Origin of the sequence: Mangrovimonas spongiae, assembly GCF_003944795.1 — a bacterium.
GTDB lineage: Bacteria > Bacteroidota > Bacteroidia > Flavobacteriales > Flavobacteriaceae > Mangrovimonas > Mangrovimonas spongiae.
This window is the reverse complement of the sequence record NZ_RWBG01000004.1, coordinates 16835-38961: the sequence shown is the minus strand read 5'-3', so window position 1 is coordinate 38961 and position 22127 is coordinate 16835. Positions and strand designations below refer to the sequence as shown.

The 22127-nt window shown below is 34.4% G+C and carries 22 protein-coding genes; 8 read left to right on the top strand and 14 right to left on the bottom strand.

Features of this window, described 5'->3' with window-relative positions; all coding sequences use genetic code 11:
• Positions 1 to 72: 72 nt before the first annotated feature.
• From paaA to EJA19_RS09075, 3 genes are all read right to left on the bottom strand, one after another.
• Positions 73 to 1029 (bottom strand): 1,2-phenylacetyl-CoA epoxidase subunit PaaA, encoded by a 957-nt coding sequence (paaA, locus tag EJA19_RS09085; RefSeq protein WP_125468060.1) that lies wholly within the window; start codon positions 1027 to 1029, stop codon positions 73 to 75.
• 133 nt (positions 1030 to 1162) lie between these two features.
• Positions 1163 to 2236: a 2Fe-2S iron-sulfur cluster-binding protein gene (locus EJA19_RS09080; RefSeq protein ID WP_125468059.1), complete on the bottom strand. Its 1074-nt coding sequence runs from the start codon at positions 2234 to 2236 to the stop codon at positions 1163 to 1165.
• 110 nt (positions 2237 to 2346) lie between these two features.
• Entirely contained in the window at positions 2347 to 2925 is a 579-nt protein-coding gene (locus EJA19_RS09075; RefSeq protein ID WP_125468058.1) for a TetR/AcrR family transcriptional regulator, read from the bottom strand.
• Between the two features lie 47 nt (positions 2926 to 2972).
• Between EJA19_RS09075 and EJA19_RS09070 the strand changes: the two genes are divergently transcribed.
• The gene (locus EJA19_RS09070) at positions 2973 to 3278 is read left to right on the top strand and encodes a rhodanese-like domain-containing protein (RefSeq protein WP_125468057.1); all 306 of its coding nucleotides are present in this window, start codon (positions 2973 to 2975) and stop codon (positions 3276 to 3278) included.
• On the opposite strand, the gene EJA19_RS09065 is transcribed toward EJA19_RS09070, so the two are convergent.
• The 7 genes from EJA19_RS09065 to alaS all read right to left on the bottom strand — a co-directional run bounded on the left by EJA19_RS09065 (position 3273) and on the right by alaS (position 11633).
• Positions 3273 to 3887, bottom strand: coding sequence for a DUF4230 domain-containing protein (locus tag EJA19_RS09065; RefSeq protein WP_125468056.1), 615 nt, complete (start codon positions 3885 to 3887; stop codon positions 3273 to 3275). The two genes, EJA19_RS09070 and EJA19_RS09065, sit on opposite strands and share 6 nt — an antisense overlap.
• A 134-nt stretch (positions 3888 to 4021) precedes the next feature.
• The gene (locus tag EJA19_RS09060) at positions 4022 to 4672 is read right to left on the bottom strand and encodes a response regulator (protein ID WP_125468055.1); all 651 of its coding nucleotides are present in this window, start codon (positions 4670 to 4672) and stop codon (positions 4022 to 4024) included.
• Between the two features lie 61 nt (positions 4673 to 4733).
• Positions 4734 to 6548, bottom strand: a complete 1815-nt coding sequence (locus EJA19_RS09055; RefSeq protein ID WP_125468054.1) for a tetratricopeptide repeat-containing sensor histidine kinase — start codon at positions 6546 to 6548, stop codon at positions 4734 to 4736.
• Positions 6549 to 6659: 111 nt separating this feature from the next.
• Positions 6660 to 7232 (bottom strand): hypothetical protein, encoded by a 573-nt coding sequence (locus EJA19_RS09050; protein ID WP_125468053.1) that lies wholly within the window; start codon positions 7230 to 7232, stop codon positions 6660 to 6662.
• A 240-nt stretch (positions 7233 to 7472) separates the two neighbouring features.
• On the bottom strand, positions 7473 to 7994 hold the full coding sequence (locus tag EJA19_RS09045; RefSeq protein WP_125468052.1) for a DUF6252 family protein: 522 nt from the start codon (positions 7992 to 7994) through the stop codon (positions 7473 to 7475).
• A 79-nt stretch (positions 7995 to 8073) separates the two neighbouring features.
• Complete coding sequence (locus EJA19_RS09040; RefSeq protein ID WP_125468051.1) at positions 8074 to 9021, bottom strand: GSCFA domain-containing protein; 948 nt, start codon at positions 9019 to 9021, stop codon at positions 8074 to 8076.
• Entirely contained in the window at positions 9021 to 11633 is a 2613-nt protein-coding gene (gene alaS, locus EJA19_RS09035; protein WP_125468050.1) for an alanine--tRNA ligase, read from the bottom strand. Before alaS ends, EJA19_RS09040 begins: the two co-directional genes overlap by 1 nt.
• A 132-nt stretch (positions 11634 to 11765) precedes the next feature.
• On the opposite strand from alaS, the gene EJA19_RS09030 reads away from it, so the two are divergent.
• From EJA19_RS09030 to EJA19_RS09010, 5 genes are all read left to right on the top strand, one after another.
• Positions 11766 to 12737, top strand: a complete 972-nt coding sequence (locus EJA19_RS09030; RefSeq protein WP_125468049.1) for a M23 family metallopeptidase — start codon at positions 11766 to 11768, stop codon at positions 12735 to 12737.
• Complete coding sequence (locus tag EJA19_RS09025; RefSeq protein ID WP_125468048.1) at positions 12737 to 13066, top strand: MerR family transcriptional regulator; 330 nt, start codon at positions 12737 to 12739, stop codon at positions 13064 to 13066. The genes EJA19_RS09030 and EJA19_RS09025 overlap by 1 nt, the downstream gene beginning before the upstream one ends.
• Before the next feature lie 69 nt (positions 13067 to 13135).
• On the top strand, positions 13136 to 13759 hold the full coding sequence (locus EJA19_RS09020; protein WP_125468047.1) for a LemA family protein: 624 nt from the start codon (positions 13136 to 13138) through the stop codon (positions 13757 to 13759).
• 2 nt (positions 13760 to 13761) lie between these two features.
• On the top strand, positions 13762 to 14199 hold the full coding sequence (locus EJA19_RS09015; protein WP_125468046.1) for a TPM domain-containing protein: 438 nt from the start codon (positions 13762 to 13764) through the stop codon (positions 14197 to 14199).
• 3 nt (positions 14200 to 14202) lie between these two features.
• Positions 14203 to 15021, top strand: coding sequence for a TPM domain-containing protein (locus tag EJA19_RS09010; RefSeq protein ID WP_125468045.1), 819 nt, complete (start codon positions 14203 to 14205; stop codon positions 15019 to 15021).
• 59 nt (positions 15022 to 15080) lie between these two features.
• Here EJA19_RS09010 and EJA19_RS09005 read toward each other — a convergent pair whose 3' ends face one another.
• A complete protein-coding gene (locus EJA19_RS09005) occupies positions 15081 to 17897 on the bottom strand; it encodes an outer membrane beta-barrel protein (protein ID WP_125468044.1) in 2817 nt (938 codons plus the stop codon).
• Between the two features lie 94 nt (positions 17898 to 17991).
• Positions 17992 to 19296 carry a ribosome biogenesis GTPase Der gene (gene der, locus EJA19_RS09000; RefSeq protein ID WP_125468043.1) on the bottom strand — a complete coding sequence of 435 codons (1305 nt, stop codon included), beginning with the start codon at positions 19294 to 19296 and terminating at the stop codon, positions 17992 to 17994.
• A gap of 85 nt (positions 19297 to 19381) precedes the next feature.
• Here der and EJA19_RS08995 point away from each other — a divergent pair, with 85 nt between their 5' ends.
• Together EJA19_RS08995 and EJA19_RS08990 are read left to right on the top strand one after the other, a co-directional pair.
• The gene (locus EJA19_RS08995) at positions 19382 to 19879 is read left to right on the top strand and encodes a GTP-binding protein (protein ID WP_125468042.1); all 498 of its coding nucleotides are present in this window, start codon (positions 19382 to 19384) and stop codon (positions 19877 to 19879) included.
• A gap of 50 nt (positions 19880 to 19929) precedes the next feature.
• Positions 19930 to 20661, top strand: a complete 732-nt coding sequence (locus tag EJA19_RS08990; protein WP_125468041.1) for an SIMPL domain-containing protein — start codon at positions 19930 to 19932, stop codon at positions 20659 to 20661.
• Positions 20662 to 20663: 2 nt separating this feature from the next.
• Here the strand turns inward: EJA19_RS08990 and era are convergent, their stop codons facing one another.
• A complete protein-coding gene (era, locus tag EJA19_RS08985; RefSeq protein WP_125468040.1) occupies positions 20664 to 21548 on the bottom strand; it encodes a GTPase Era in 885 nt (294 codons plus the stop codon).
• Between the two features lie 26 nt (positions 21549 to 21574).
• Positions 21575 to 22033 (bottom strand): RNA methyltransferase, encoded by a 459-nt coding sequence (locus EJA19_RS08980; protein WP_125468039.1) that lies wholly within the window; start codon positions 22031 to 22033, stop codon positions 21575 to 21577.
• Positions 22034 to 22127: the final 94 nt, after the last annotated feature.

Genomic DNA, 22127 nt, shown 5'->3' with positions numbered 1-22127 from the left:
TTGCTGATTGCTGATTGCTGATTGCTGATTTAGTTCTAAAATCAAAAAATCGTTAATCTTCAATCGTTAATATCAAACTGCTTGTTTATCTTTTTTATCTTGTTGTTTTTCTGCGTGAGCCATTGCTGCATCGCGCACCCATTCGCCACGCTCCCAAGCGCCTACTCTGGCTTTCATTCGTTCTTTGTTCATTGGACCATGACCTTTTACAACTTGCCAAAACTCATCCCAATTGATTTCACCGAAATCATAACTTTTTCGGTCTTCGTTCCACTTCAAATCTGGATCTGGAATGGTTAGTCCTAAAATATCGGCTTGCGGTACGGTTTGGTCTATAAATTGCTGGCGCAATTCATCGTTTGTTTTACGCTTCAGCTTCCATTTCATACTTTGTTCGGTATGTGTGGACTCGGCATCTGTTGGTCCAAACATCATTAAACTTGGCCACCACCAACGGTTTAAAGCGTCTTGCGCCAGTTCTTTTTGCTCGGGTGTACCTTCACATAACTTCAACATAATTTCGTACCCTTGACGTTGGTGAAAACTTTCTTCCTTACACACACGAACCATTGCTCTGGCATAAGGCCCAAAAGAGGTGTTGCATAACGGCACTTGATTGATAATAGCCGCTCCATCTACCAACCAACCAATGGCGCCCATATCGGCCCAAGTAACAGTTGGGTAATTAAAAATGGACGAGTATTTAGCTTTACCTGAATGAAGCTGATCATATAATTCGTCACGAGAAATCCCTAAGGTTTCACAAGCGCTATATAAATATAATCCATGACCAGCTTCGTCTTGAACTTTGGCCAATAATGCCACTTTACGACGTAGTGATGGTGCACGAGTTATCCAATTACCTTCTGGCAACATCCCCACAATTTCGGAATGTGCGTGCTGACTAATTTGCCTAATATGCGTTTTGCGATATTTTTCTGGCATCCAGTCTTTAGGTTCAATTTTCTCGTCACGTGCAATACGTGCTTCAAATTCTGCTTCTAGGTTTTTTATTTGTTCTTCACTCATCGTTCTTCGAAATTGAAATCGAAGTTGAAACCGAAATCGAAAACTCTTCGATTCTATATAGCTTTAACTTCAATTGAGTTTCTATTTTATTTTTCCTTTTCAATATTATGAGATTCCTGCTTTCGCAGGAAATTTATACATCAAAATCGACTACCACTTTTTTAGTCGTTGGCACCGATTGACAGCTTAACACATAATGTTGTGCTACTTCATCGTCTTCTAAAGCATAATTGATTTTCATTTCAACCTCTCCTTCAACTACCTGACATTTACAGGTACTACAAACACCGCCTTTACAAGCAAAAGGCAAATCGGCTCCGGCAGTTAATGCGCCATCAAGAATATTATCGTCGTCTTGCTGCATTGTGAAACGGAACTCTTTTCCGCCATCGATAATAACCACTTCAACACCATCTATTTTTTGTTCTGATAAACGCTCGACACGCTTTTTATCTTCTTCGGTTAGTCCTTTAACAAACAATTCGAAGTGAATTAAATGCTTAGGCAAACCTGCTTGAGCAAGATAGTTGCTCACGTAATTTACCATATCTTCGGGACCACACAAAAACACTTCGCTAGTATCTGGAATATCGATAAATGTTTTGGTAAGAACCTTCATTTTATCGTCATCAAAACGCCCATTAAACAAGTCGATATCACGCTTTTCTTTGGTGAGGAAATAATAAATTTCCAACCTTCCAAAGTAAGTATTTCTTAATTGTTCTAACGCTTCCTTAAAGATAATGGATTTTGCCGTTTTATTCACATAAAACAGCTTACAAGTTGCCTTAGGTTCTGCTGCCAAATGCGCTTTAATCATAGACATAATTGGTGTGATACCACTTCCAGCAGCAAAAAATAGATAGTTTTTAGCATTTTTAGAATCACATTCTACACCAAACGTTCCACTTGGCGCCATTACCTCGAGTTCGTCTCCTGTTTGTAAAGTGGTATTTACAAAGGTTGAAAACTTACCTCCAGGAATTTCCTTAACGGCAACTTTCCATTCATTATCAAATGGGCTTGAACATAATGAATACGAGCGACGCACATCTTCGCCATTAATTATAGTCTTTAAAGTAAGGTGTTGCCCTTGCGAAAATTTGAATTCGCTTTTTAAGTCTTCAGGAATTTCGAAAGACACTACTGATGTGTCTTTGGTTTCCTTATATATGTCTTTTACTTTTAATTTATAAAACTCAGCCATTAACAGTTATAATCTCTTGTATATACTTATTTTTTCAACCGAAAACGTTTGCGCTTTCAATCAACAAAAAAACTAACACTTGTTAGTTTGCTTGACAAATTTACAAAAAATTAATTGATTTTTTTGTTAATACCATTAATAAGCACTTGGCTTAATTGGCGTGAAAGTTCTTCTGGATCTAAGTCTTCTTTTTTAGGAATCCATAGATAAAGTGACCGAAGTGTTGACAGGATTGAAAAGAGCATGACATCTTCGTTTTCAGAAATAATTTCGTTGTTTTTTATACCTTTAACAATAATATTTCTAAACTCGTTTTCGTAATTATAGCGTAACTTTAAATAGTAATCGCGATTGTCTTCAAGATGCATCCAGTCGTTATTTAAAGATGCCATTCCGTATGTATTTTGCGACGTTATACTAACGTGTAGTTTTACAATTTCTTGAAGTTTTTCAATATTTGAGAGGTTAGATTTTTGAATATCTTGCAGACCTTTGGTAAATTCTTCAGCCAAGGAAATGATAATTTCCTTTAAAATTTCCTGCTTTGACTTGATGTGATTGTATAAACTTGCCGCTTTAATTCCCATTTCTGATGCCAAGTCACGCATTGTTACAGCACTGTAGCCTTTTTCCTTGAATAATTTGGCTGCTGTTTTTATTATTTCGTCTTTACGAGTTGGGGGTTTCAAATTCAATTGTTATTATTTAAGTGTAAATTTATACAAAAAGTAAAACTATGGGCTTTTTATCATTTTTATTCGGTAATAGAGACAAAAAAATTAAAACATATCTAGACAATGGTGCTGTTATTTTGGATGTACGCACACTACAAGAATACAATAACGGCCATATTGACGGCTCGAAGCACATTCCTTTAAATGAGTTAAACAATCGTGTTGATGAGCTTAAGACATTAAACAAACCCTTAATTGTGTGTTGCGCTAGCGGTGTGCGTTCTACAAAAGCTGCCAAATTTTTAAACCTTAATAATCTGGATGCTATTAATGGTGGTGGTTGGAAAAGCCTAGAAAGCAAATTATAATTTTACGTCTTGAAAACCCTGCTGATTGGCAATAGTGCTATTGTTATACTTTAACGTCCACCCTAGTGAATTGGTTAAAATATAGAATTTGGACAACTCGCTAATCAATCGGTTTTGAGCATTGGATTTTAAGTCGGATTGCTCTATTTTTTGAAGCAACGATTGTTTTACTTGTGCTCTAATTTTGTTGTGATCTTCAGCTTCAAATTGATTAAAAAAATCGGCTTGCACATCGTAATATTCCAAATCGGGATGGATTTTTATTTCCTCTTTGGGAATATACGTGATTTCCAGAGTTTTTGTAGCTTCATCTAGCTTATACTCCAACAGACTTAAATCGTACATTATAGAAACATCGGCATTAACTACGACAAGCGCTTTTTTTTCGGCATTTAACCAATCACCAAAGTAGGTTTTTGAGTTTTTGTAATTGAATACTTGACTAAAATGACCTTCGGTTACGACTAGCTTCCCTACGTTTTTTATTTGCTCTTGTATTAAAGCTGAATTTTCAAGCAACTGGTGTTTTTCATCTTTTTTATTGTCGCAATACTTAAAGGTAAAAAGGATGATTAATGTTATAACAACGCCAAATAGAATTTTTCTCATAGCCCTAAAATACAAAAAGCATCGGTTGCTTCGACGTTGAAGCCTAACCAATGCTTGAATCCTTTTTAAAATAATAGCATTACGAAAATAAAACCTCTTACAAAACTTGCAATTACCTTAACTTTAAATAATGGTTAAATGAGTTTATTTTGTTTGGCTTTTTCTACAGCTTCTAGTTTGTTATGAACTTGTAGTTTTTTATAAATATTTTCTATGTGTTTCCTAACGGTTCCTGGCGATATAATAAGGTTTTCGGCTATTTGGTGATAATTTAACCCTTTACTTAAATGCTCTAGCACATCGGTTTCTCGGTTAGTTAATTTAATATCTTCTTTGTCTTTTGGATTATCAACATTAATTGGATTTCGTAATAATTTTAATGTTTTTAAGGCTATTGATGGGTTCATCGCTGCGCCGCCATTAAGAGTCTCTACAATGCCATCGTGAAGTTCTTTAGCATTAACTTCTTTAAGTAAATACCCATCGGCTCCTGCTTTTATAGCTTTAAATATATTTTCATCATTATCAAAAACAGTAAGCATAATAATTTTAATGTGCGGGTATTTTTTTTTGACAACCTCGGTAGTTTCAATGCCGTTTAAAACAGGCATTTCTATATCCATTAATATTAAATTTATGTGTTGATTTTCTTCTAGCTTTGTTAGCAACTCTGAGCCATTTAACGCTGAAAATTTAAATGTTAAATCTTCGAAAAAAGAAAGTTTTTCTTTTACCGTATTAATTAAAAAGGTATTATCGTCTACAATGGCTATTTTAATGGTCATGGTGTTTTTTTATGAAATTAATAAACTCAAGGTGTTTTTCATATACGGAGTTTGCCGTATTTTAAAGTAACAGTTTAATTGTTGTTCCTATTTCTTCTTTAGAAACAATTGTTAATTCACCATCTATTTCTTGTGCGCGTTTTTTCATGTTGTTAAGGCCATTTCCCAGGGTTGCTTGCGCTTTGTTAAATCCCTTACCGTTATCTGTAATTTCTACTTGTAGTTTGTTATTAATCTGACTAACTTTTACTGAAATTATAGTTGCCTGAGCATATTTAATTGCATTGTTTACAGCTTCTTGAATAATACGGTAAATATTCATTCCGTTTACCGAAGTGAATTCTATATTATCGTTAATGCTTTTATCATTTTCAAAATTAAATGTAATACCTTCTGAAGCTATATGAGCTTTATCTATAAAGTTTGAAATACGAGATTGTAAATCTTCTAACGAAATGGCATTTTTATTCATAGCCCAAATAGTATCGCGTAACTCGTATATAGTTGCTGATGTAAAAGCACTTATATTTTTAAGTTTACTATCTAAGTTTTCCGGAAGTTTAAAGCCGTATTTTATATTATCTAAAGATGAAATTATAAAGGTTAATTGTGCACCAATATTGTCGTGTAAATCGCGAGATATTTGTAAACGCTGTTCTTGTAGCCGATTTTGGGTTTCAATTTTTGTTAGAGCATCTTTTAACTGGTTTTCGCGAATTAATTGTTTATTCTTAATTTTTTGTTGACTGTAAACAAAATATCCTAACAACACTAAAACTATAGCTAAAGCAACTAAAATTAATATGTAATTGTTTTTTTGACTTAAATCGAGTTCTTTTTCGGCTAAATCGGCACGTTGCGATAGGATTTCTTTTTCTTTTTTTTCGGTTTCAAATTCAATTTTTAACTGTTCTACTTTATTATTGGTTTCAACATTTAAAACACTGTCTTTAAGCACTTGATATTTATTTGCAAAAAAATAAGCCTCCTTGTAATTATTTAATGCCACATAGGCTTTAGAAATTGTTTCATAACAATACCGCTCTAGTCTTTTATAACCACCTTTTTTTGCCAAGGCAGCACTTGTTTGATAGTTTTTTATGGCTTCTTCAAAAAGGTTTTGCTTATAGAGAACATCGGCTAAATGAGTATAGTTTACGGCAATTCCATAGTTATCTTTTATTTTGGTTCTTATGGCTGTAGAACTATCTATGTATTGTTTAGCTAGATTAAATTTATTTATTTCGGCATATACTGTTGCTACATTAGCATACCCAAACCCCATCCCAACACTATCTTGCAATACTTTTTTTAGCTTTAAAGACTTTTGGGTATAATACAATGCACTATCGTACTTTTTATTTATGGTAAGCATAATGCCATAGTTATCATATAGTGGATCTATCTTTGTTTTGTTATGGTTTTGTTCTAACAATTTAATACCTTTTCGCATATAGCGAAGGGCATTATCCATATCGCCATATTTTAGGTTATACCCTAATTGCCCATAAGAAACCCCTGCTTTTACATGCTCTCCTAATAACTCGTATATTTTAATAGATTTTAGCACATAATCTGTTCGTTTTTCCAATTGCTCTTTGTAAGCATAAATTTGCCCTAACTTAAAATACACATCACTTAACGACATGCTATCGTTGGCTCTTAAAGCAAGATCTATAGCTTTTAAAAACATCGCTTCCGATGCTTTAACATTACCTACATATTTATCGTAAGGAATTGCTGTTATGTGTTGTAATTGTTCTTGTTTTGATAATGTTTTAATAGATTTCTGAATACTATCTATGTATGTGCTATGCTGAGAAACTCCCTTAAATGTGGATAAGACACAACACACTAAAAACAAAAATGATTTCATGTGAATTGGATTAATTAGCCTTGTTAAATTTAGATATTAATTTAGAATATAACGCTCATTTACTCTCTTAATATCCCTGTAAAAGTAGCCTCAAATACTTTCGTTACAAGGTTATCCCTCCTTATTCATAGTAACAATAGTATTTTGTAACTCTTTCATGGTTTTATCTGTAAAAAGATGAATATTATTCAATTGCTTAAGAAGCGTATTATCCTGAATACTAAACTCGTACTTTAAGCTCTCAATAGATGATATAATGCAAGAAAGATTTGTTTCAACATTAGCATACAGTTCTTTTGAAAGTTTTAAATGCTGCTCTTGAAACTTATTTTGTATTTCTAAGCTCTTAAGAGTTTCTTTAAGTTTATTACTTAGTCTAAGGTGCTTCTTTTTTTGTTGTTGTAAATTGTATAACAAATGCCCCATTAAACTTAAAACAACTATTCCCAACAAAACAGTATAAAGTATAAACTTTTTATACTCTGTATGGCGTTTTTGTTTTGCTAATTCTACTCTATGAATAAGTATTTGTTTTTCTTTTCCTAGTAAATCAGTTTTCTCTAAACCCTCTTGATTATTATTAATCTCATAAAAAAATGTTGTACTATTTAATTTATAGATATCACTATTTATTAAACTAGATTGAAAAAGAAAACAAACAACAAAAAACAGAAAGAGTTTCATAAACGTATGACCATAAAAAAACACCAATTACAAACTAAAAAAGCTTAGAACTGGTGTTTTCTAAAAAGTTGACTAATAGCATATTAAATATACAACAAACTAAGCTATCTAAATTAAAAAATCGATAAAATGCTTTTTAAAAAAGATTAAGCGTAATTTACAATTATGGGATTACGCTCAATCTAAACAGACCTCAACAACAAGGTAACATTGTCAAGATTTTAAAAACATGTCTTAACCTTATTGTTTGTTAAGGTTAAATGATCCTTCTGATATTACTTTCGTTGAACCATCATTTGAATTTTTTGCTGTAAAGCTAAAAGTTCCTTTAACTTTCGAATCGGTTTCCTCGCTTATTTTAATTTCACCAGCAACACCAGAATCTTGATAAGGCGCAGACCATGTTTGCGTATTTGCTGGGTTACTAATATCTGGCTCGATGTAAGATGCTATAATAAAAACATTGGAGTCTGACAACTCATAAGTTCCTTCACCTTCATAACCATTTATAGTCATATTTATAGCTTGATCTTGGGTGTTTCCTTGCAACACTAGAGTAGTTTGTCCTCCACCCGATGCTTTATTGGCAAAAGAAGTCATTTCTAATGAAGTAAAATTACTACCATCAATTTTTGCAGAAATAGTTCCAGAAGCTGCCCCAACACTACCCGGATCACCTCCATCATCATCGCTTGAACAAGCTGTAAAGGTTACAAAAGTAACAACTGTTAATAATAACATTACGTTTTTTAAAATTCTCATTGTTGAATGTGTTTTGGTTAATAACACTCCAAAATTGTAACAATATGAGACTGAAATCAATACGACAAATGCCGTATATTTAAAATACGATATGCGGGAAAGCTTCTAAAATGGCACTTTTTTTAAGTTCTAGCTTATCTAGAAACACCTGATGTGCTTCAGATGTTGAATTGAAAGGTTTGTGCTGCAACCCTTTCTGAATTTCATTAATTGTTTTCATTGTAGGCAAAGCGTCATCTGCAATCCAAATGTTTTGAAACCGCTCCCAAATATAATCGATTGCTGTTTCGTTAGGATGTAGCATATCCTTGGCATAAAATCGGTAATCACGGAGTTCGTCCATCATTATCTCGTAAGAAGGAAAATAATAATTTTGCCTTTTATTTACTACTTGATGAATGGCTGAAATTAAATGTGCTTTACTTTGCGTGTTTTCCACAAAACCATCTTTTAAATGTCTTATGGGCGAGACCGTAAAAACCACTTGAGTTTTAGGGTTGTATTCATTTATCAATACTAAAATGGCCTCCAAAGATTGGACAATAGCATCAACAGATAACAGTTCTTTTTGAAAGCGCTTTTGCGGAACTTTATGACAATTAGCCACAATAGTATCCTTTTCAATATACCTATAAACCCAAGCTGTTCCTAAAGTAATAACAATATGAGACGCTGAATTTAACCATTGTTTAGTTGTTACTGTTTGCTGATTTAATTTCTGTAATAATTCTTCTTTTGATGGTGAACTTAATTTGGAATTTGCGCCAAAATAATGCCATAACTCATTATGTAAAAAAACATCGTCTTCTGTAAACTCTTTGTCGTTAATAGCATTAGTTATTAAGGTTTCGATAGCCAATGGATGAAACAAAACACCAAACGGATTTTGAAGTGTTTGAAATTTATAATACGAGAGTTTATCTCCTATATTTTCAACAAAACACGACCCTAAAAGCAATACTTTGGAATGATAATCTACAAGATTATGTTGCTGCTTTTGTATGGGTATTTGTGTTCTAAAATCCATTATTCCACATACGCTTTTACAGCATTTAAAGCGTCTTTTATACCATCGGTATTTTTTCCACCAGCAGTAGCAAAAAATGGTTGTCCGCCACCACCGCCTTGAATATACTTTCCTAATTCACGTACAATTTGCCCTGCATTTAATTCTCTTTCGGCAACCACTTTTTTAGAGATATAGCAGGTTAAAATAGCTTTACCATTTTGGTTAGACCCAAACAGCAAAAACAGGTTATCAAACTGACTTCCTAACTCAAAACAAATATCTTTTATACTAGCCGAATCCAAATCGACTTGCTTAGCCAGAAATTGTAATCCATTCACCTCAGCTAATTCATTTTTTAAATCTCCTTTAAGGTTTTTAGCTTTGTCTTTTAGCAAACCTTCTATTTCCTTTTTTAAAGTAGCATTTTCATCTTGCATGCTTTTTACGGCATCGACAGGATTTTTAGGATTTTTAAGTAAATCTTTTAAAGCTTGATAATCGTTATCTATACTAATAAAATAATCGCCTACTTCCTCGTTTGTTATGGCTTCTATTCTTCTAATTCCTGAAGCCACAGCACCTTCTGAGGTGATTTTAAAATACCATATTTTCCCTGTTTCCTTAACGTGGGTTCCACCACAAAGCTCAATGGAATTCCCGAATTTTATGGCACGCACGCTATCGCCATACTTTTCACCAAAAAGTGCAATTGCTCCAGCATCTATAGCTTCTTGCATTGGAATATTACGTTTTTCTTCTAAAGGAATATTCTCTCGAATTCTAGCATTAACAAAATCTTCAATTTGTTGTAATTGATCTTTATCAACTTTTGAGAAGTGTGAAAAGTCAAAACGCAATCCTTTAGCTTTTACTAACGATCCTTTTTGCTCTACGTGTGCACCTAACACATTTCTAAGAGCTTGATGCAACAAATGTGTCGCCGTATGATTACAAGCCGTTAAATGCCTTGATTCTTCATTTACTACCGCCTTAAACGTATCGGTTAAATGCTTTGGAAGGTTTTTAGTAAAATGAATAATAACGTTGTTTTCTTTTTTTGTATCTAAAATATAAACCACATCGCCATTAGCACTTTCTAAATGACCTTTATCGCCTATTTGCCCACCACCTTCGGGGTAAAACGGCGTCATATTAAACACTAATTGATACATTTCGCCATCTTTTTTAGTGGTTACTTTTCTGTATCGTGTAATACGAACGTCTACTTTCAACCTATCATATCCTACAAACTCTTCAACATCGTCTTCTTTTAAAACTACCCAATCAGACGTTTCTGAAGCCGATGCTTGACGCGAACGTTCTTTTTGCTTTTTCATTTCCGCATCAAACCCTTCAACATCTATAGTGTAACCTTTTTCGCGGGCTATTAATTGGGTTAAATCTAGAGGAAATCCATACGTGTCGTAAAGTTCAAAAGCTTTTGTTCCTGCAATGGTATCTGTTTTGGTATCTTCCATAACGCGATCTAAGAGTAATAACCCTTGATCTAAAGTTCTTAAAAAAGATTGTTCTTCTTCTTTAATCACATTTTCGATAAGTGTTTTTTGACTTTTAAGTTCTGGAAATGCTTTACCCATTTGGGCAGATAAAGTTTCTACTAACTTAAAAATAAAGGGCTCTTTTTGATTTAAAAAGGTAAATCCGTAGCGAATGGCACGACGTAAAATACGACGAATCACATAACCAGCACCTGCGTTACTTGGCAACTGCCCATCGGCTATTGAAAAGGCCACAGCACGAACATGATCTGAAACCACACGAATGGCAACATCAACCTCATCCTCTTTACCATAATTACTATTGGTTATAGTTTCTATTTCGCAAATTAACGGTGTAAATACATCGGTATCGTAATTACTTTGTACACCTTGCAATACCATACACAAACGCTCAAAGCCCATTCCGGTATCTATATGTTTGTTTGGTAAATTTTCTAAAGAACCATTGGCTTTACGATTGTATTGCATAAATACCAAATTCCATATTTCCACGACTTGTGGATGATCTTGGTTCACCAAATCTTTTCCTGGAACTTGTGCTTTTTCTTCGTCTGAACGGATATCTACGTGAATTTCGCTACAAGGTCCACAAGGGCCTTGATCGCCCATTTCCCAGAAGTTATCTTTTTTATTCCCCATTAAAATACGGTCTTCGGGAACAATAGCTTTCCAAAAATCGTATGCTTCTTGATCCATTGGGATACCTTCTGACTCGTCACCTTCAAAAACAGTGACATAAAGTATGTCTTTATTGATTTTAAAAACTTTGGTTAATAATTCCCAAGCCCAATCAATGGCTTCTTTTTTAAAGTAATCGCCAAAACTCCAATTCCCTAACATTTCAAACAACGTATGATGATAGGTATCATAGCCTACTTCTTCCAGATCGTTATGCTTTCCAGAAACACGTAAACATTTTTGGCTATCGGTAATACGGCTACTTTTAGGTTTGGCGTTTCCTAAAAAATATTCTTTAAAAGGAGCCATCCCCGAATTAATGAACATTAACGTTGGATCATCCTTAGTTACCATTGGTGCAGAAGGCACAATGAGGTGTTTTTTATCTTCAAAAAAAGTTAAAAATTTAGATCGTATGTCTTGGGATTTCATATAGATTATCTTTGTCAAGCTTATGTTAAAATTACCACATCTACAAAACAATTTTTATCTTTGATGGTTTGCAAACGGGCACATTGTTTTATACAATGTTTTTATTACATGCAAAAATAGTAAAATTAGGCAATGAGTAAGGTAAAATATTATTACGATCCAGAAACGCTTTCCTATAGGAAAATAGAACGTAAAAAACGTCGTACAGCAAAATACATTTCTATGTTTGTTTTGGCATCGGCTTTATTTGGGTTTGTATTTGTTTTTATTGCCAGTCAATACATTGAGTCTCCTAAGGAACGTGCTTTAAAACGTGAACTAGCCAATATGCAATTACAATATGAATTGCTTAACAAAAAAATGGATGAAGCACAGTCTGTTTTAGCTAATATTGAAGAACGCGACAATAATATTTATCGTTTATATTTTGAAGCTAACCCTATTCCTGAAGAACAACGCAAAGCAGGATTTGGTGGAATAAACAGATACAAAACTCTTGAAGGTTTCGACAATTCGAAATTAATTATTGAAAGTAACAAACGAATAGATGTGTTACAAAAACAAATTGTTATTCAATCGAAATCTCTTGATGAAATAGCAAAACTTGCCGAAGAAAAAGAAAAGTTACTATCTTCAATTCCAGCCATACAACCTGTAAGTAATGAGGATTTAACTAGAATGGCTTCGGGTTACGGCATGCGTACCGATCCCTTTACAAAAGCCAGAAAGATGCACTGGGGCATGGATTTTACCGCACCAAGAGGCACACCGGTTTACGCTTCGGGAGACGGCGTTATTACAAGAGCCGATAGTAATTCTTCGGGTTATGGTCGTCACATTCGTATAGATCATGGGTATGGTTATGTGAGTCTTTATGCGCATTTATACAAATATAATGTACGTAGAAATCAGAAAGTAAAACGTGGCGACCTTATTGGATTTGTAGGCAGTACTGGTCGCTCCGAAGCACCGCATTTACATTACGAAGTCTTTAAAGATGACCAACGCATAAACCCTATAAATTTCTATTACGGAAGTTTATCTGCTGAAGAGTTTGATGAACTGCTTAAGCATGCGTCAATGGAAAACCAATCTCTCGATTAATGCATATCAATTTACCCGAAAAACGCTATTATAGTATTGGTGAAGTCGCCAAGGCATTTGATGTTAATGCCTCTTTAATACGCTTTTGGGAAAAAGAATTTGATGCACTTAAGCCTAAAAAAAACGCCAAAGGCAATCGTAAATTTACCCAAGAAGATATTAAAAATCTCAAATTTATTTACCACTTGGTAAAAGAACGTGGATTTACGCTTGAAGGTGCCAAAACACATTTAAAAGAAGAAAAGAAAAAATCGCTCAGTAATTTTGAAATTATCAGTAAATTAGAGGGAATTAAAGCGCAGTTACTTAAAATTAAAGAGCAGCTGTAACTTTTTTTGTGTTTACGCTACTTATAAAGTGTCATAAACCAATATCATTAACACTAAAACATCACTATTATGAAAAAAAGAGTTATTGCAGGACTAGGTTGTGGAGCTATTACCATAATCGCTGTAGTAGTTATTGGAATTATCTCTGTTATTTATGGAATAAGCTTCAACAATACAACTATCGAACTCAATGAAAATGTAAGCGAAGCTTGGGGTAATGTACAAACCTCTTACCAACGCCGTAACGATCTTATAGGCAACCTTGTAAATACCGTAAAAGGTGCGGCCGATTTTGAGCGAAACACATTAACCGATGTTATTGAAGCCCGCGCAAAAGCAACATCTATAAGTATTGACCCAAATAACATCACCCCAGAACAATTAGCACAATACAATCAAGTTCAAGGTGGTTTAAGTGGCGCTTTAAAAAGTTTATTGGTAACCGTAGAACGGTATCCAGAACTTAAAGCCAACCAAAACTTTTTAAAACTTCAAGACGAACTTACCAGTACCGAAAATACCATACAAACTGCAAGAACACGATATAACGAAGCCATAAAACCATATAATAACCAAGTGAAAAAATTCCCTGGTTCTGTATTTGCTAACATTTTAGGCTTTGAAGGGAAACCATATTTTGATGCTGAAGCTGGAGCAGAACAACCTGTAGATGTAGAATTTGATTTTGAATAACCATGTCTAAAGTAGAAGATTTTCTTACTTATCAAGAAGAACAAGACATTATAAAAGCTATTAGGCAAGCCGAAATGAATACATCTGGTGAAATACGTGTTCATATTGAAAAAACGGCTAATAAAGATACGTTTCAACGAGCCTTAGAGGTATTTCATTATTTAAAAATGGATAATACCAAACAGCAAAATGGCGTGTTAATTTACGTCGCTGTCGAGGATCATGCTTTTGTAATTTATGGCGACAAAGGCATTAACGATGTTGTTCCCAAAGACTTTTGGGATGACACCAAAAATAGTATTCAAGAACATTTTAAACACGGACGCTTTAAACAAGGTCTTATTGATGGCATTTTAAAAGCGGGTCAAGAATTAGAGACTTACTTTCCTTGGCATCATACAGACATTAACGAATTACCTAACGATATTTCCAAAGGATAGCTCATGCCCAAAACAACATTATATAGTACTTTACAAATAAAATCAATTGCATGTATTTTGGTCTGTTTTTTAAGCTGGAGTTATGTCTCTGCGCAATTTGATATTCCAGACACACCAAAAGAACAAACAAGCGTTTACGATTATGTTAATTTACTGTCTAATTCTCAAAAATCGCAACTAGAAGAAAAACTTATTCGGTATTCTGATACCACTTCAACACAAATTGTTGTCGCCATTATCGCCACTACAAAAGGCGAAAACATTGGGCTTTTAGCTCCTAGATGGGCTCATAAATGGGGCATTGGACAAGCCAAAGAAGATAATGGTGTTTTTATACTGCTTGCAAATGATGATAGAGAAATATGGATTTCTCCTGGCTACGGTGTAGAACATAAATTAACCGCAGGTATTACCGGAGAACTTACTAGAAACGTTATTATTCCTGAATTTAAACGCGGTGATTTTTATGGTGGGCTTGATAAAGGCACCGATGCTATTTTTCAAATCTTACAAGGAGAATATCAAGGAACGCCTAAAAAAAACTCTTCAAATGGGTTCCCTATAGGAGCTTTTCTCCCTTTCCTTATTCTGTTTATCATTGTGCTTATTGCATTATCAAAAAACAGACGTAATGGCGGCAATGGAGGCTCTGGCGGCCGTAAAAACAAAGACTTTACTATTTGGGATGCTATTATTTTAAGCAATATGGGGCGTGGTAGTTATGGTGGCTCCTCTGGTTGGGGAAGTAGCTCTGGCGGTGGATTTGGTGGCGGTTTTGGCGGCGGCGGATTCTCTGGTGGCGGCGCTGGTGGTAGCTGGTAAAAAATAAAAGCCATTTTTCAATATTGAAAATGGCTTTCTTTATACTGATTACTTTACATTTAATCCCTCCAAAAACCTCGGTCGTTAACCTCGCCTTTTTTACCAAGACTATTAAATTTCCAGCTTAAACTCAGCATAAAGTACTGTTTTAATACGGTACTTTGACTATCCTGAATATAGTTTTGTGTTGCCGTTCTTCTAGCATTGGTATTTTGGTCTAACAAATCGTAAACTTTTAATGTCGCTGTCATTTTATCCTTTAAGAAAGAATACGCCAATGTCGCGTTCCAAAACCATGCACTTCTTTGAAAGCCCGCGGCTACGTTAGGGTTATAAACATAATTTATATCGTTACGCCACTCGAAATTTTTAGGTAAGAAAAAGGCTGTTCGTAATCGAAGTTCATGAGACAAAAATTCGCGATCGTCAAAAGCTTCAATATCATAAGTGTTTTTTGTGAAATTGACGCTGTATCTAGGTCTTATTTCAAAAATGTCTTTCCATTCAAAAGTGACATCTAATTCTGGTGATATCGATCTTACTTTACCTGCATATTGCACATCGTTATTGTAGTTGATGCTTCTATTAAAATTACCGTAAACACCTACTCCTAATTTTACTGTTCGTATGGAGTCTAATTTTATACGTTTATCGTAATCAAAACCACCATAAACATTGTAGTTCCCATTTACGTTGGTATAGGTTGTTTCACGCACTAAGTCGTCGTTAATTGTAGTTTTTGACACCACTTGATTATCTGTTATTTGTGCGCCAAAATAACTGTAAAACCCTGTTCTATCTTGAAAATTATAAGAATTGAATCCAAAATAAAGTCGGTGATTATTAGAAGGGTCTAAGTTTGGATTACCTGTTACTGTATTTAATGGATTAGACACATCCTGAAAGGCTTGTAATTGTGATAATTGCGGTGCTTCGTTACGCAAACGGTAATTAAAATAAACCGAGGAGTTTTTGCCAAATCTGTAGTTTAAATAAGAATTTATCTGCATGTTTTCAAATTTGCGCTTAATAGATAATTGCGGCCTTAAAAAATCGGTGTTTTCCATAGTTCTAAACAAATAGCTCACACCTATTCTAGAGTAAAACTTATCTTTATTATAGTTAATGGAAATTCCTGGTGTACTTTCTTCATCTAAATACTCGAAATCTGTACTTAAATCTTGATTAAAATCGGTAAACTCGTTACTCGTCCCGCTTCTATCCAGCGTTGTTTTAACATCGTTAGTTTTACTGCGACTATAATTGTACTGAAAGTTTAAAAACAAGCTTTTAGCCACAATAGGCAACCTGTAAGTGATACCTGAACTTATTGTATTAACTTCGTTTTCAGAATCGGTGTATTGATCTCTAGCTTCTTGATCTATTAACACAAAATCGGGGTTATTAGGGTCGGTCACATCTTCACCATAAATATTGGTTTCAGAATTTAAGTAATCATCGGATGTTCTTGTGCTTATTTCGTTGTTTATATTCATCCTAATATAACCGCCTTTATCGCCAAAACGTTTGGTTACATTTAAACGGTTACTAAAGCTTCTTGCTTGGTTTTCTACATAAGAATTGGTGTACGAATCGTTAGTTAACTGTCCATCTTGATTTCTAGAGTTCTCACGACTGTTATATGTTGTTTTTCCATCTGAAAATCGGAACGAAGGGTCTACATTTATAAGGAAAGTGGAATCTATTTCTACATCAAACCCCATATTTACACTATGGCTATTGCTATCACTATTTGATACCGAGTTGCTGTTAGTAAAATACCTAGAATCTGGTAAAATATTTTCACGTTGCGACGCAGTTTCGTTTTCTGAGCTACTTCCAGAGTGGAAATAATCGGCAGAGATATCTACATTGTCCTTTTTTCCTAATACGTCGGCATAATTAGCGCCTATACTTCTCGATTCGGTAATACCTTGTCCACCACCAAATGTTCTTCCATCTATAGTAAATGTACCATTACTAGACATAGACATGCTTCTTGCGCCGCCAAACATTTTACGTATTTCGCCAAAACTAAACCCTGGCGAATTAATGTTGTTTCCACCAGCTAAAACACTTAATCGCCTATCGTTATTAAAGTAATTAAGCATACCTGCAGCTTCGTAACGCTCGTCTGTTCCTACGCCAGCTGCTACACGCCCAAAGACGCCTTTGTTTTTATCTTCACTTATGGTTAAGTTAATGGTTTTATTTTCGCCATCGGTTGTTTCTCCAGTAAAGGATTCTGATTTTGATTTTGTATCAACCACTTGAATTTTATCGATAATTTCTTTAGTTAAGTTTTTGGTGGTTATTGTTGGGTCGTCACCAAAAAATGGTTTTCCATTAACTAAAATTTTATTTACGGGTTTTCCATTTACCGTAATTTGCCCTTCGTCATCAACTTCCACGCCAGGAAGTTGTTTTAATAAATCTTCTACTGTGGCATCTTTTTTAGTTTTAAAAGACTTTACATTAAACTCTAAAGTATCTTTTTTAATGGTTACAGGTGCTGCTGATTTTATAACGACTTCGTCTAAGGCGTTAGAGTTAACCTGCATTAAAATTTCTTTAAGATTTATTTTTCCTTTCTCTAAATTTACTTTTTTAAAGTAGGTATTGTACCCCACATAAGACACAAACATATTAGCCGATTTCTCGCTAGTTTTGTTCTCTAGCATAAACTCACCGTTCTTATCGGAGATTGTGTATGTAATTAAAGAACTATCCTTTTCTTTTTGTAAATATACTGTTGCTGATTCTAAAGGTGTACGATCTTCTTCGGCTAATAAAGTTCCTGAAATTTCAAAGTGTTTTGATTGGGAAAACGACATTGATATACAAAGCAATGCCAAGACAACAAGTAGTCTGTTCATACGATTTTGATTGATTACGTTTCGTTTAGCTTAGTTATTAGATAACGAATATATTATCTTTTTCGTATGACTTTTCTTAAAAAAGACTTAAATCTTATTTTTTTCGCATATAAACGGTTACTGGAGCCCCATGAAAATCAAAGTTCTCGCGAAGCTTATTTTCCAAAAAGCGCTTGTAAGGATCTCTAACATACTGTGGTAGGTTGCAAAAGAACGCAAACTGCGGCTGAGGGGTTGGCAACTGGGTAATAAACTTAATTTTTACATACTTCCCTTTGTAAGCTGGTGGAGGCGTATGCTGTATAATAGGTAGCAATACATCGTTAAGTTTTCTGGTTTTAATTTTCTTACTACGGTTTTTATAAACTGTTACAGCTGTTTCTATAGCTTTGTAAATACGCTGTTTTGTAAGCGCCGACATGAAAATAATAGGCACATCGGTAAACGGCTCTATTTCCCTTTTAATTTGCTTTTCAAAAGCTTTCATTGTAGAATTGTCCTTATCGACTAAATCCCACTTATTTACTAAAATAACGATGCCTTTTCGATTGCGTTCGGCTAACCAAAAAATGTTTTGTACTTGAGCATCGAACCCACGTGTGGCATCTAAAACCAACAAACACACATCGCTATGCTCGATAGCACGTACGCTTCGCATAACAGAATAGAACTCTAAATCTTCTTTTACTTTAGATTTACGTCTAATCCCAGCTGTGTCTACCAGATTAAACTCAAATCCAAAACGATTATACTTGGTGTCTATAGAGTCTCTTGTGGTTCCCGCAATATCGGTAACAATATATCTATCTTCGCCAATAAGCGCATTAATAAAAGAGGATTTTCCGGCATTTGGACGACCTACGACAGCAAATCGTGGTAAATCTGTTTCTTGTTCTTTATCTTTTTCTGGTAAAGCTTCAACCAAAGCATCTAATAAATCGCCTGTTCCACTACCATTTATACTAGCAATGGTATAATACTCGCCTAAGCCTAAACTGTAAAATTCTACAGCATCTTCGGCGCGTTTGGCATTATCTACTTTGTTTACAGCAAGAAAAACGGGTTTGTCTATTTTTCTAAGCAACTTAGCAACGTCTTCATCCATTCCTGTAACACCAGCTTCAACATCAACCATAAAAATGATAGCATCGGCTTCATCTATAGCTAATTCTACTTGTTTGTCTATTTCTGCTTCAAAAACATCATCACTTCCTACAACATAACCACCAGTATCTATTAAGGAAAACTCCTTACCATTCCAATCGCTTTTACCATAATGACGATCACGGGTAACACCGCTTACCGCATCAACAATGGCTTCACGGCGTTGTATTAATCTGTTAAAAAATGTTGATTTCCCTACATTTGGGCGACCTACTATGGCTACTATGCTACTCATATGCTCTTTTAATTGGTTGCAAAGTTACGGTTTCCTATTTTAAGAAAAAACACTTATTTTAATTCCCTAAAAAAGAACCTTTTGAATGTCCAACACCAACGAAATAGTATTAAGGCCGCGTTTTAAGAAAACACTTAATATTCCTAACGATAAAGCTTTACAAGCTTTTGAACATGTTAAAACCTCGCAAAAAGCTTTTATCGTGTCACGAGTAGATGACCATATTTTTATAAAACTCCCTATACAACAACGCCATTTTTGGACACCACAACTTCATTTAGAAATTAACCATATAGATAAATCAAGTAGTATACTTTATGGTTTATTTGGCCCTAGCCCTACTGTTTGGACCATGTTTATGTTTTTTCATTTTATTGTTGCCACCTTATTTATTGGTTTTTCTATTTGGGCTTATACCAATTATAACCTTGATCAAGACTATATAATTCAAATATTTTTAATGTTTCTTATGATTGTTGTTTGGTTTGTACTTTATGCTTTTGGAAGACTTGGCAAACAAAAAGGACAAACAGACATGAAACGTTTGTATAATTTCATGAAAAAAACCCTAAATTTATCCTAATAAACAACTTTTCAACCTCAAATTATCGTATTTACTTAAAATAACGCATCATGAAGAACAACCTTACAGCTACTATTTTTTCAATCGCTATTATCATTGCTGCTTTTTTATTGGGCAATTCTATTATGAATAGAAATAAAACCGATGGGACTATCTCGGTTACTGGATTAGGGAAAACCAATTTCACATCGGACCTTATTGTTTGGGAAGGTTCCTTTTCTAAAGAAAATAGTGATCTACAACAAGCCTATAGTGACTTGGAGAAAGATAAAAAAGTGATTTCCGATTATTTAAAATCGAAAGGAATTACCGATGAAGAGTTAGTTTTTGATGCTGTTAAAAGCAGAAAAAACACCCGAGCAAAATATAGTGATTCTGGAAAATATATAGGCAATGAGTTTTTAGGCTACATCCTTACACAATCTATTCAAGTAGAAAGTAAAGATGTTGAAAAGGTTGAAGATATTTCTCGTGAAGTTACCGAATTACTTAACAAAGGAATTCAGTTTTATTCGCAACCACCACGCTACTATTACACGCAATTATCTGATTTAAAAATAGAGATGATTTCTCAAGCCACTGCCGATGCTAGACAACGCGCCGAAAGAATTTCGGAAAACTCTGGCGGAACGTTAGGAAAATTATTATCAGCTAAAATGGGGGTGTTTCAAATTACGGGGCAAAACTCCAACGAAGAATACTCTTGGGGCGGCACTTACAACACCTCATCCAAAGAAAAAACAGCTTCAATTACCATGAAATTAGATTACGAAGTCGATTAAATTTATTTTTGATTGTATCCAAAACGCTTAAGTTGTTTTTGGTCGCTTCGCCAATTTTTATTGACTTTCACATAAAGTTCTATGTGGATTTGTTTTCCAAAAAAGGCCTCTAAATCTTTTCTGGCTTCAGACCCTACACGTTTTATAGCAGTTCCTTTATGACCAATAATAATGCCTTTTTGGGTATCTCGCTCTACCATAATAACAGAACGAATTCTAATAATATTCTCATCTTCAAAAAACTCTTCGGTTTCCACCTCAACGGCATACGGAATTTCTTTTTTATAATGTAACAGAATTTTTTCGCGAATAGTTTCGTTTACAAAAAAGCGCTCTGGTTTATCGGTTAATTGATCTTTAGGATAAAATGCTGGTGATTCTGGCAATAATTCGACAATACGCTGGAACACATTTTCAACATTAAATCCTTCTAAGGCCGATATGGGATATATTTCGGCATTAGGCACCTGCTCTTTCCAATGGTCAACTTGAGCTTCTAATTGTTCTTGATTTGAAATATCGATTTTATTTAAAAGCAATAACACTGGAATTTTTGAGTGTGTTATCTTCTTAAAAAAGTCGGCATCTTTTAAAGTTTTTTCACCAACCTCTACCATATATACCAACACATCGGCATCTTCAAAAGCAGACTTAACAAAATCCATCATAGAGGATTGTAATTCGTAAGCGGGTTTTATAATTCCAGGCGTATCACTTAATATCACCTGAAAATCGTCGCCATTAACAATACCTAAAATACGGTGTCTTGTTGTTTGCGCCTTAGAAGTAATGATAGATAATTTCTCTCCTATAAAGGCATTCATTAATGTTGATTTACCAACATTAGGATTGCCAATAATATTTACAAAACCTGCTTTATGAGCCATTGATTTTAATTTTGTTTGTGGCAAAGTTACGACCTTGGTTTGTTTATTCCTCTATCATACATAACAATACTTCCCGCAACCGATACATTTAAACTTAATTGTGACTTAAATTTGACTAAAAAATGACTTTTCTCGATAGCTTGTTTAGATAATCCATGGTCTTCTGCTCCTAGTAAATACACACATCGTCTTGGGTGATGAAATGTTTCTAAAGGTTCTGCGCTCTCTGTTAGTTCCACGCCAACTAATCGCGCGCCTTTAGGTAGATTATTAAAAAACTCGTTAAACGTATCGTAATGAAAGTAAGGCATAGCTTTTACAGCGTTATGAGTATCGCAAGCCTGTTTTGCATAGCGATTGCCAATGGTAAAAATAAAACTGGCGCCTAAATTTTGGGCCGTACGCCACAGTACGCCTAAGTTTTCTGGAGTTTTACCGTTTTGAATACCTATGCCAAAAAATTCGTTTGTAAAATTATCGTTCATAGAAAGCAAAAGTACAAACAAATCGATTAACGTAAGGACAACTCGTTAAGGCAAATAACTAAATAAGCTGGATATTGTAATAATTAGGTTACAT

What these genes read in the sequence shown, in the direction of transcription:
- paaA (WP_125468060.1), bottom strand. Translation starts at nt 1,029, where the DNA reads ATGAGTGAAGAACAAATAAAAAACCTAGAAGCAGAATTTGAAGCACGT.
- EJA19_RS09080 (WP_125468059.1), bottom strand. Translation starts at nt 2,236, where the DNA reads ATGGCTGAGTTTTATAAATTAAAAGTAAAAGACATATATAAGGAAACC.
- EJA19_RS09070 (WP_125468057.1), top strand. Translation starts at nt 2,973, where the DNA reads ATGGGCTTTTTATCATTTTTATTCGGTAATAGAGACAAAAAAATTAAA.
- EJA19_RS09065 (WP_125468056.1), bottom strand. Translation starts at nt 3,887, where the DNA reads ATGAGAAAAATTCTATTTGGCGTTGTTATAACATTAATCATCCTTTTT.
- EJA19_RS09060 (WP_125468055.1), bottom strand. Translation starts at nt 4,672, where the DNA reads ATGACCATTAAAATAGCCATTGTAGACGATAATACCTTTTTAATTAAT.
- EJA19_RS09055 (WP_125468054.1), bottom strand. Translation starts at nt 6,548, where the DNA reads ATGAAATCATTTTTGTTTTTAGTGTGTTGTGTCTTATCCACATTTAAG.
- EJA19_RS09050 (WP_125468053.1), bottom strand. Translation starts at nt 7,232, where the DNA reads ATGAAACTCTTTCTGTTTTTTGTTGTTTGTTTTCTTTTTCAATCTAGT.
- EJA19_RS09045 (WP_125468052.1), bottom strand. Translation starts at nt 7,994, where the DNA reads ATGAGAATTTTAAAAAACGTAATGTTATTATTAACAGTTGTTACTTTT.
- EJA19_RS09040 (WP_125468051.1), bottom strand. Translation starts at nt 9,021, where the DNA reads ATGGATTTTAGAACACAAATACCCATACAAAAGCAGCAACATAATCTT.
- alaS (WP_125468050.1), bottom strand. Translation starts at nt 11,633, where the DNA reads ATGAAATCCCAAGACATACGATCTAAATTTTTAACTTTTTTTGAAGAT.
- EJA19_RS09030 (WP_125468049.1), top strand. Translation starts at nt 11,766, where the DNA reads ATGAGTAAGGTAAAATATTATTACGATCCAGAAACGCTTTCCTATAGG.
- EJA19_RS09025 (WP_125468048.1), top strand. Translation starts at nt 12,737, where the DNA reads ATGCATATCAATTTACCCGAAAAACGCTATTATAGTATTGGTGAAGTC.
- EJA19_RS09020 (WP_125468047.1), top strand. Translation starts at nt 13,136, where the DNA reads ATGAAAAAAAGAGTTATTGCAGGACTAGGTTGTGGAGCTATTACCATA.
- EJA19_RS09015 (WP_125468046.1), top strand. Translation starts at nt 13,762, where the DNA reads ATGTCTAAAGTAGAAGATTTTCTTACTTATCAAGAAGAACAAGACATT.
- EJA19_RS09010 (WP_125468045.1), top strand. Translation starts at nt 14,203, where the DNA reads ATGCCCAAAACAACATTATATAGTACTTTACAAATAAAATCAATTGCA.
- EJA19_RS09005 (WP_125468044.1), bottom strand. Translation starts at nt 17,897, where the DNA reads ATGAACAGACTACTTGTTGTCTTGGCATTGCTTTGTATATCAATGTCG.
- der (WP_125468043.1), bottom strand. Translation starts at nt 19,296, where the DNA reads ATGAGTAGCATAGTAGCCATAGTAGGTCGCCCAAATGTAGGGAAATCA.
- EJA19_RS08995 (WP_125468042.1), top strand. Translation starts at nt 19,382, where the DNA reads ATGTCCAACACCAACGAAATAGTATTAAGGCCGCGTTTTAAGAAAACA.
- EJA19_RS08990 (WP_125468041.1), top strand. Translation starts at nt 19,930, where the DNA reads ATGAAGAACAACCTTACAGCTACTATTTTTTCAATCGCTATTATCATT.
- era (WP_125468040.1), bottom strand. Translation starts at nt 21,548, where the DNA reads ATGGCTCATAAAGCAGGTTTTGTAAATATTATTGGCAATCCTAATGTT.
- EJA19_RS08980 (WP_125468039.1), bottom strand. Translation starts at nt 22,033, where the DNA reads ATGAACGATAATTTTACAAACGAATTTTTTGGCATAGGTATTCAAAAC.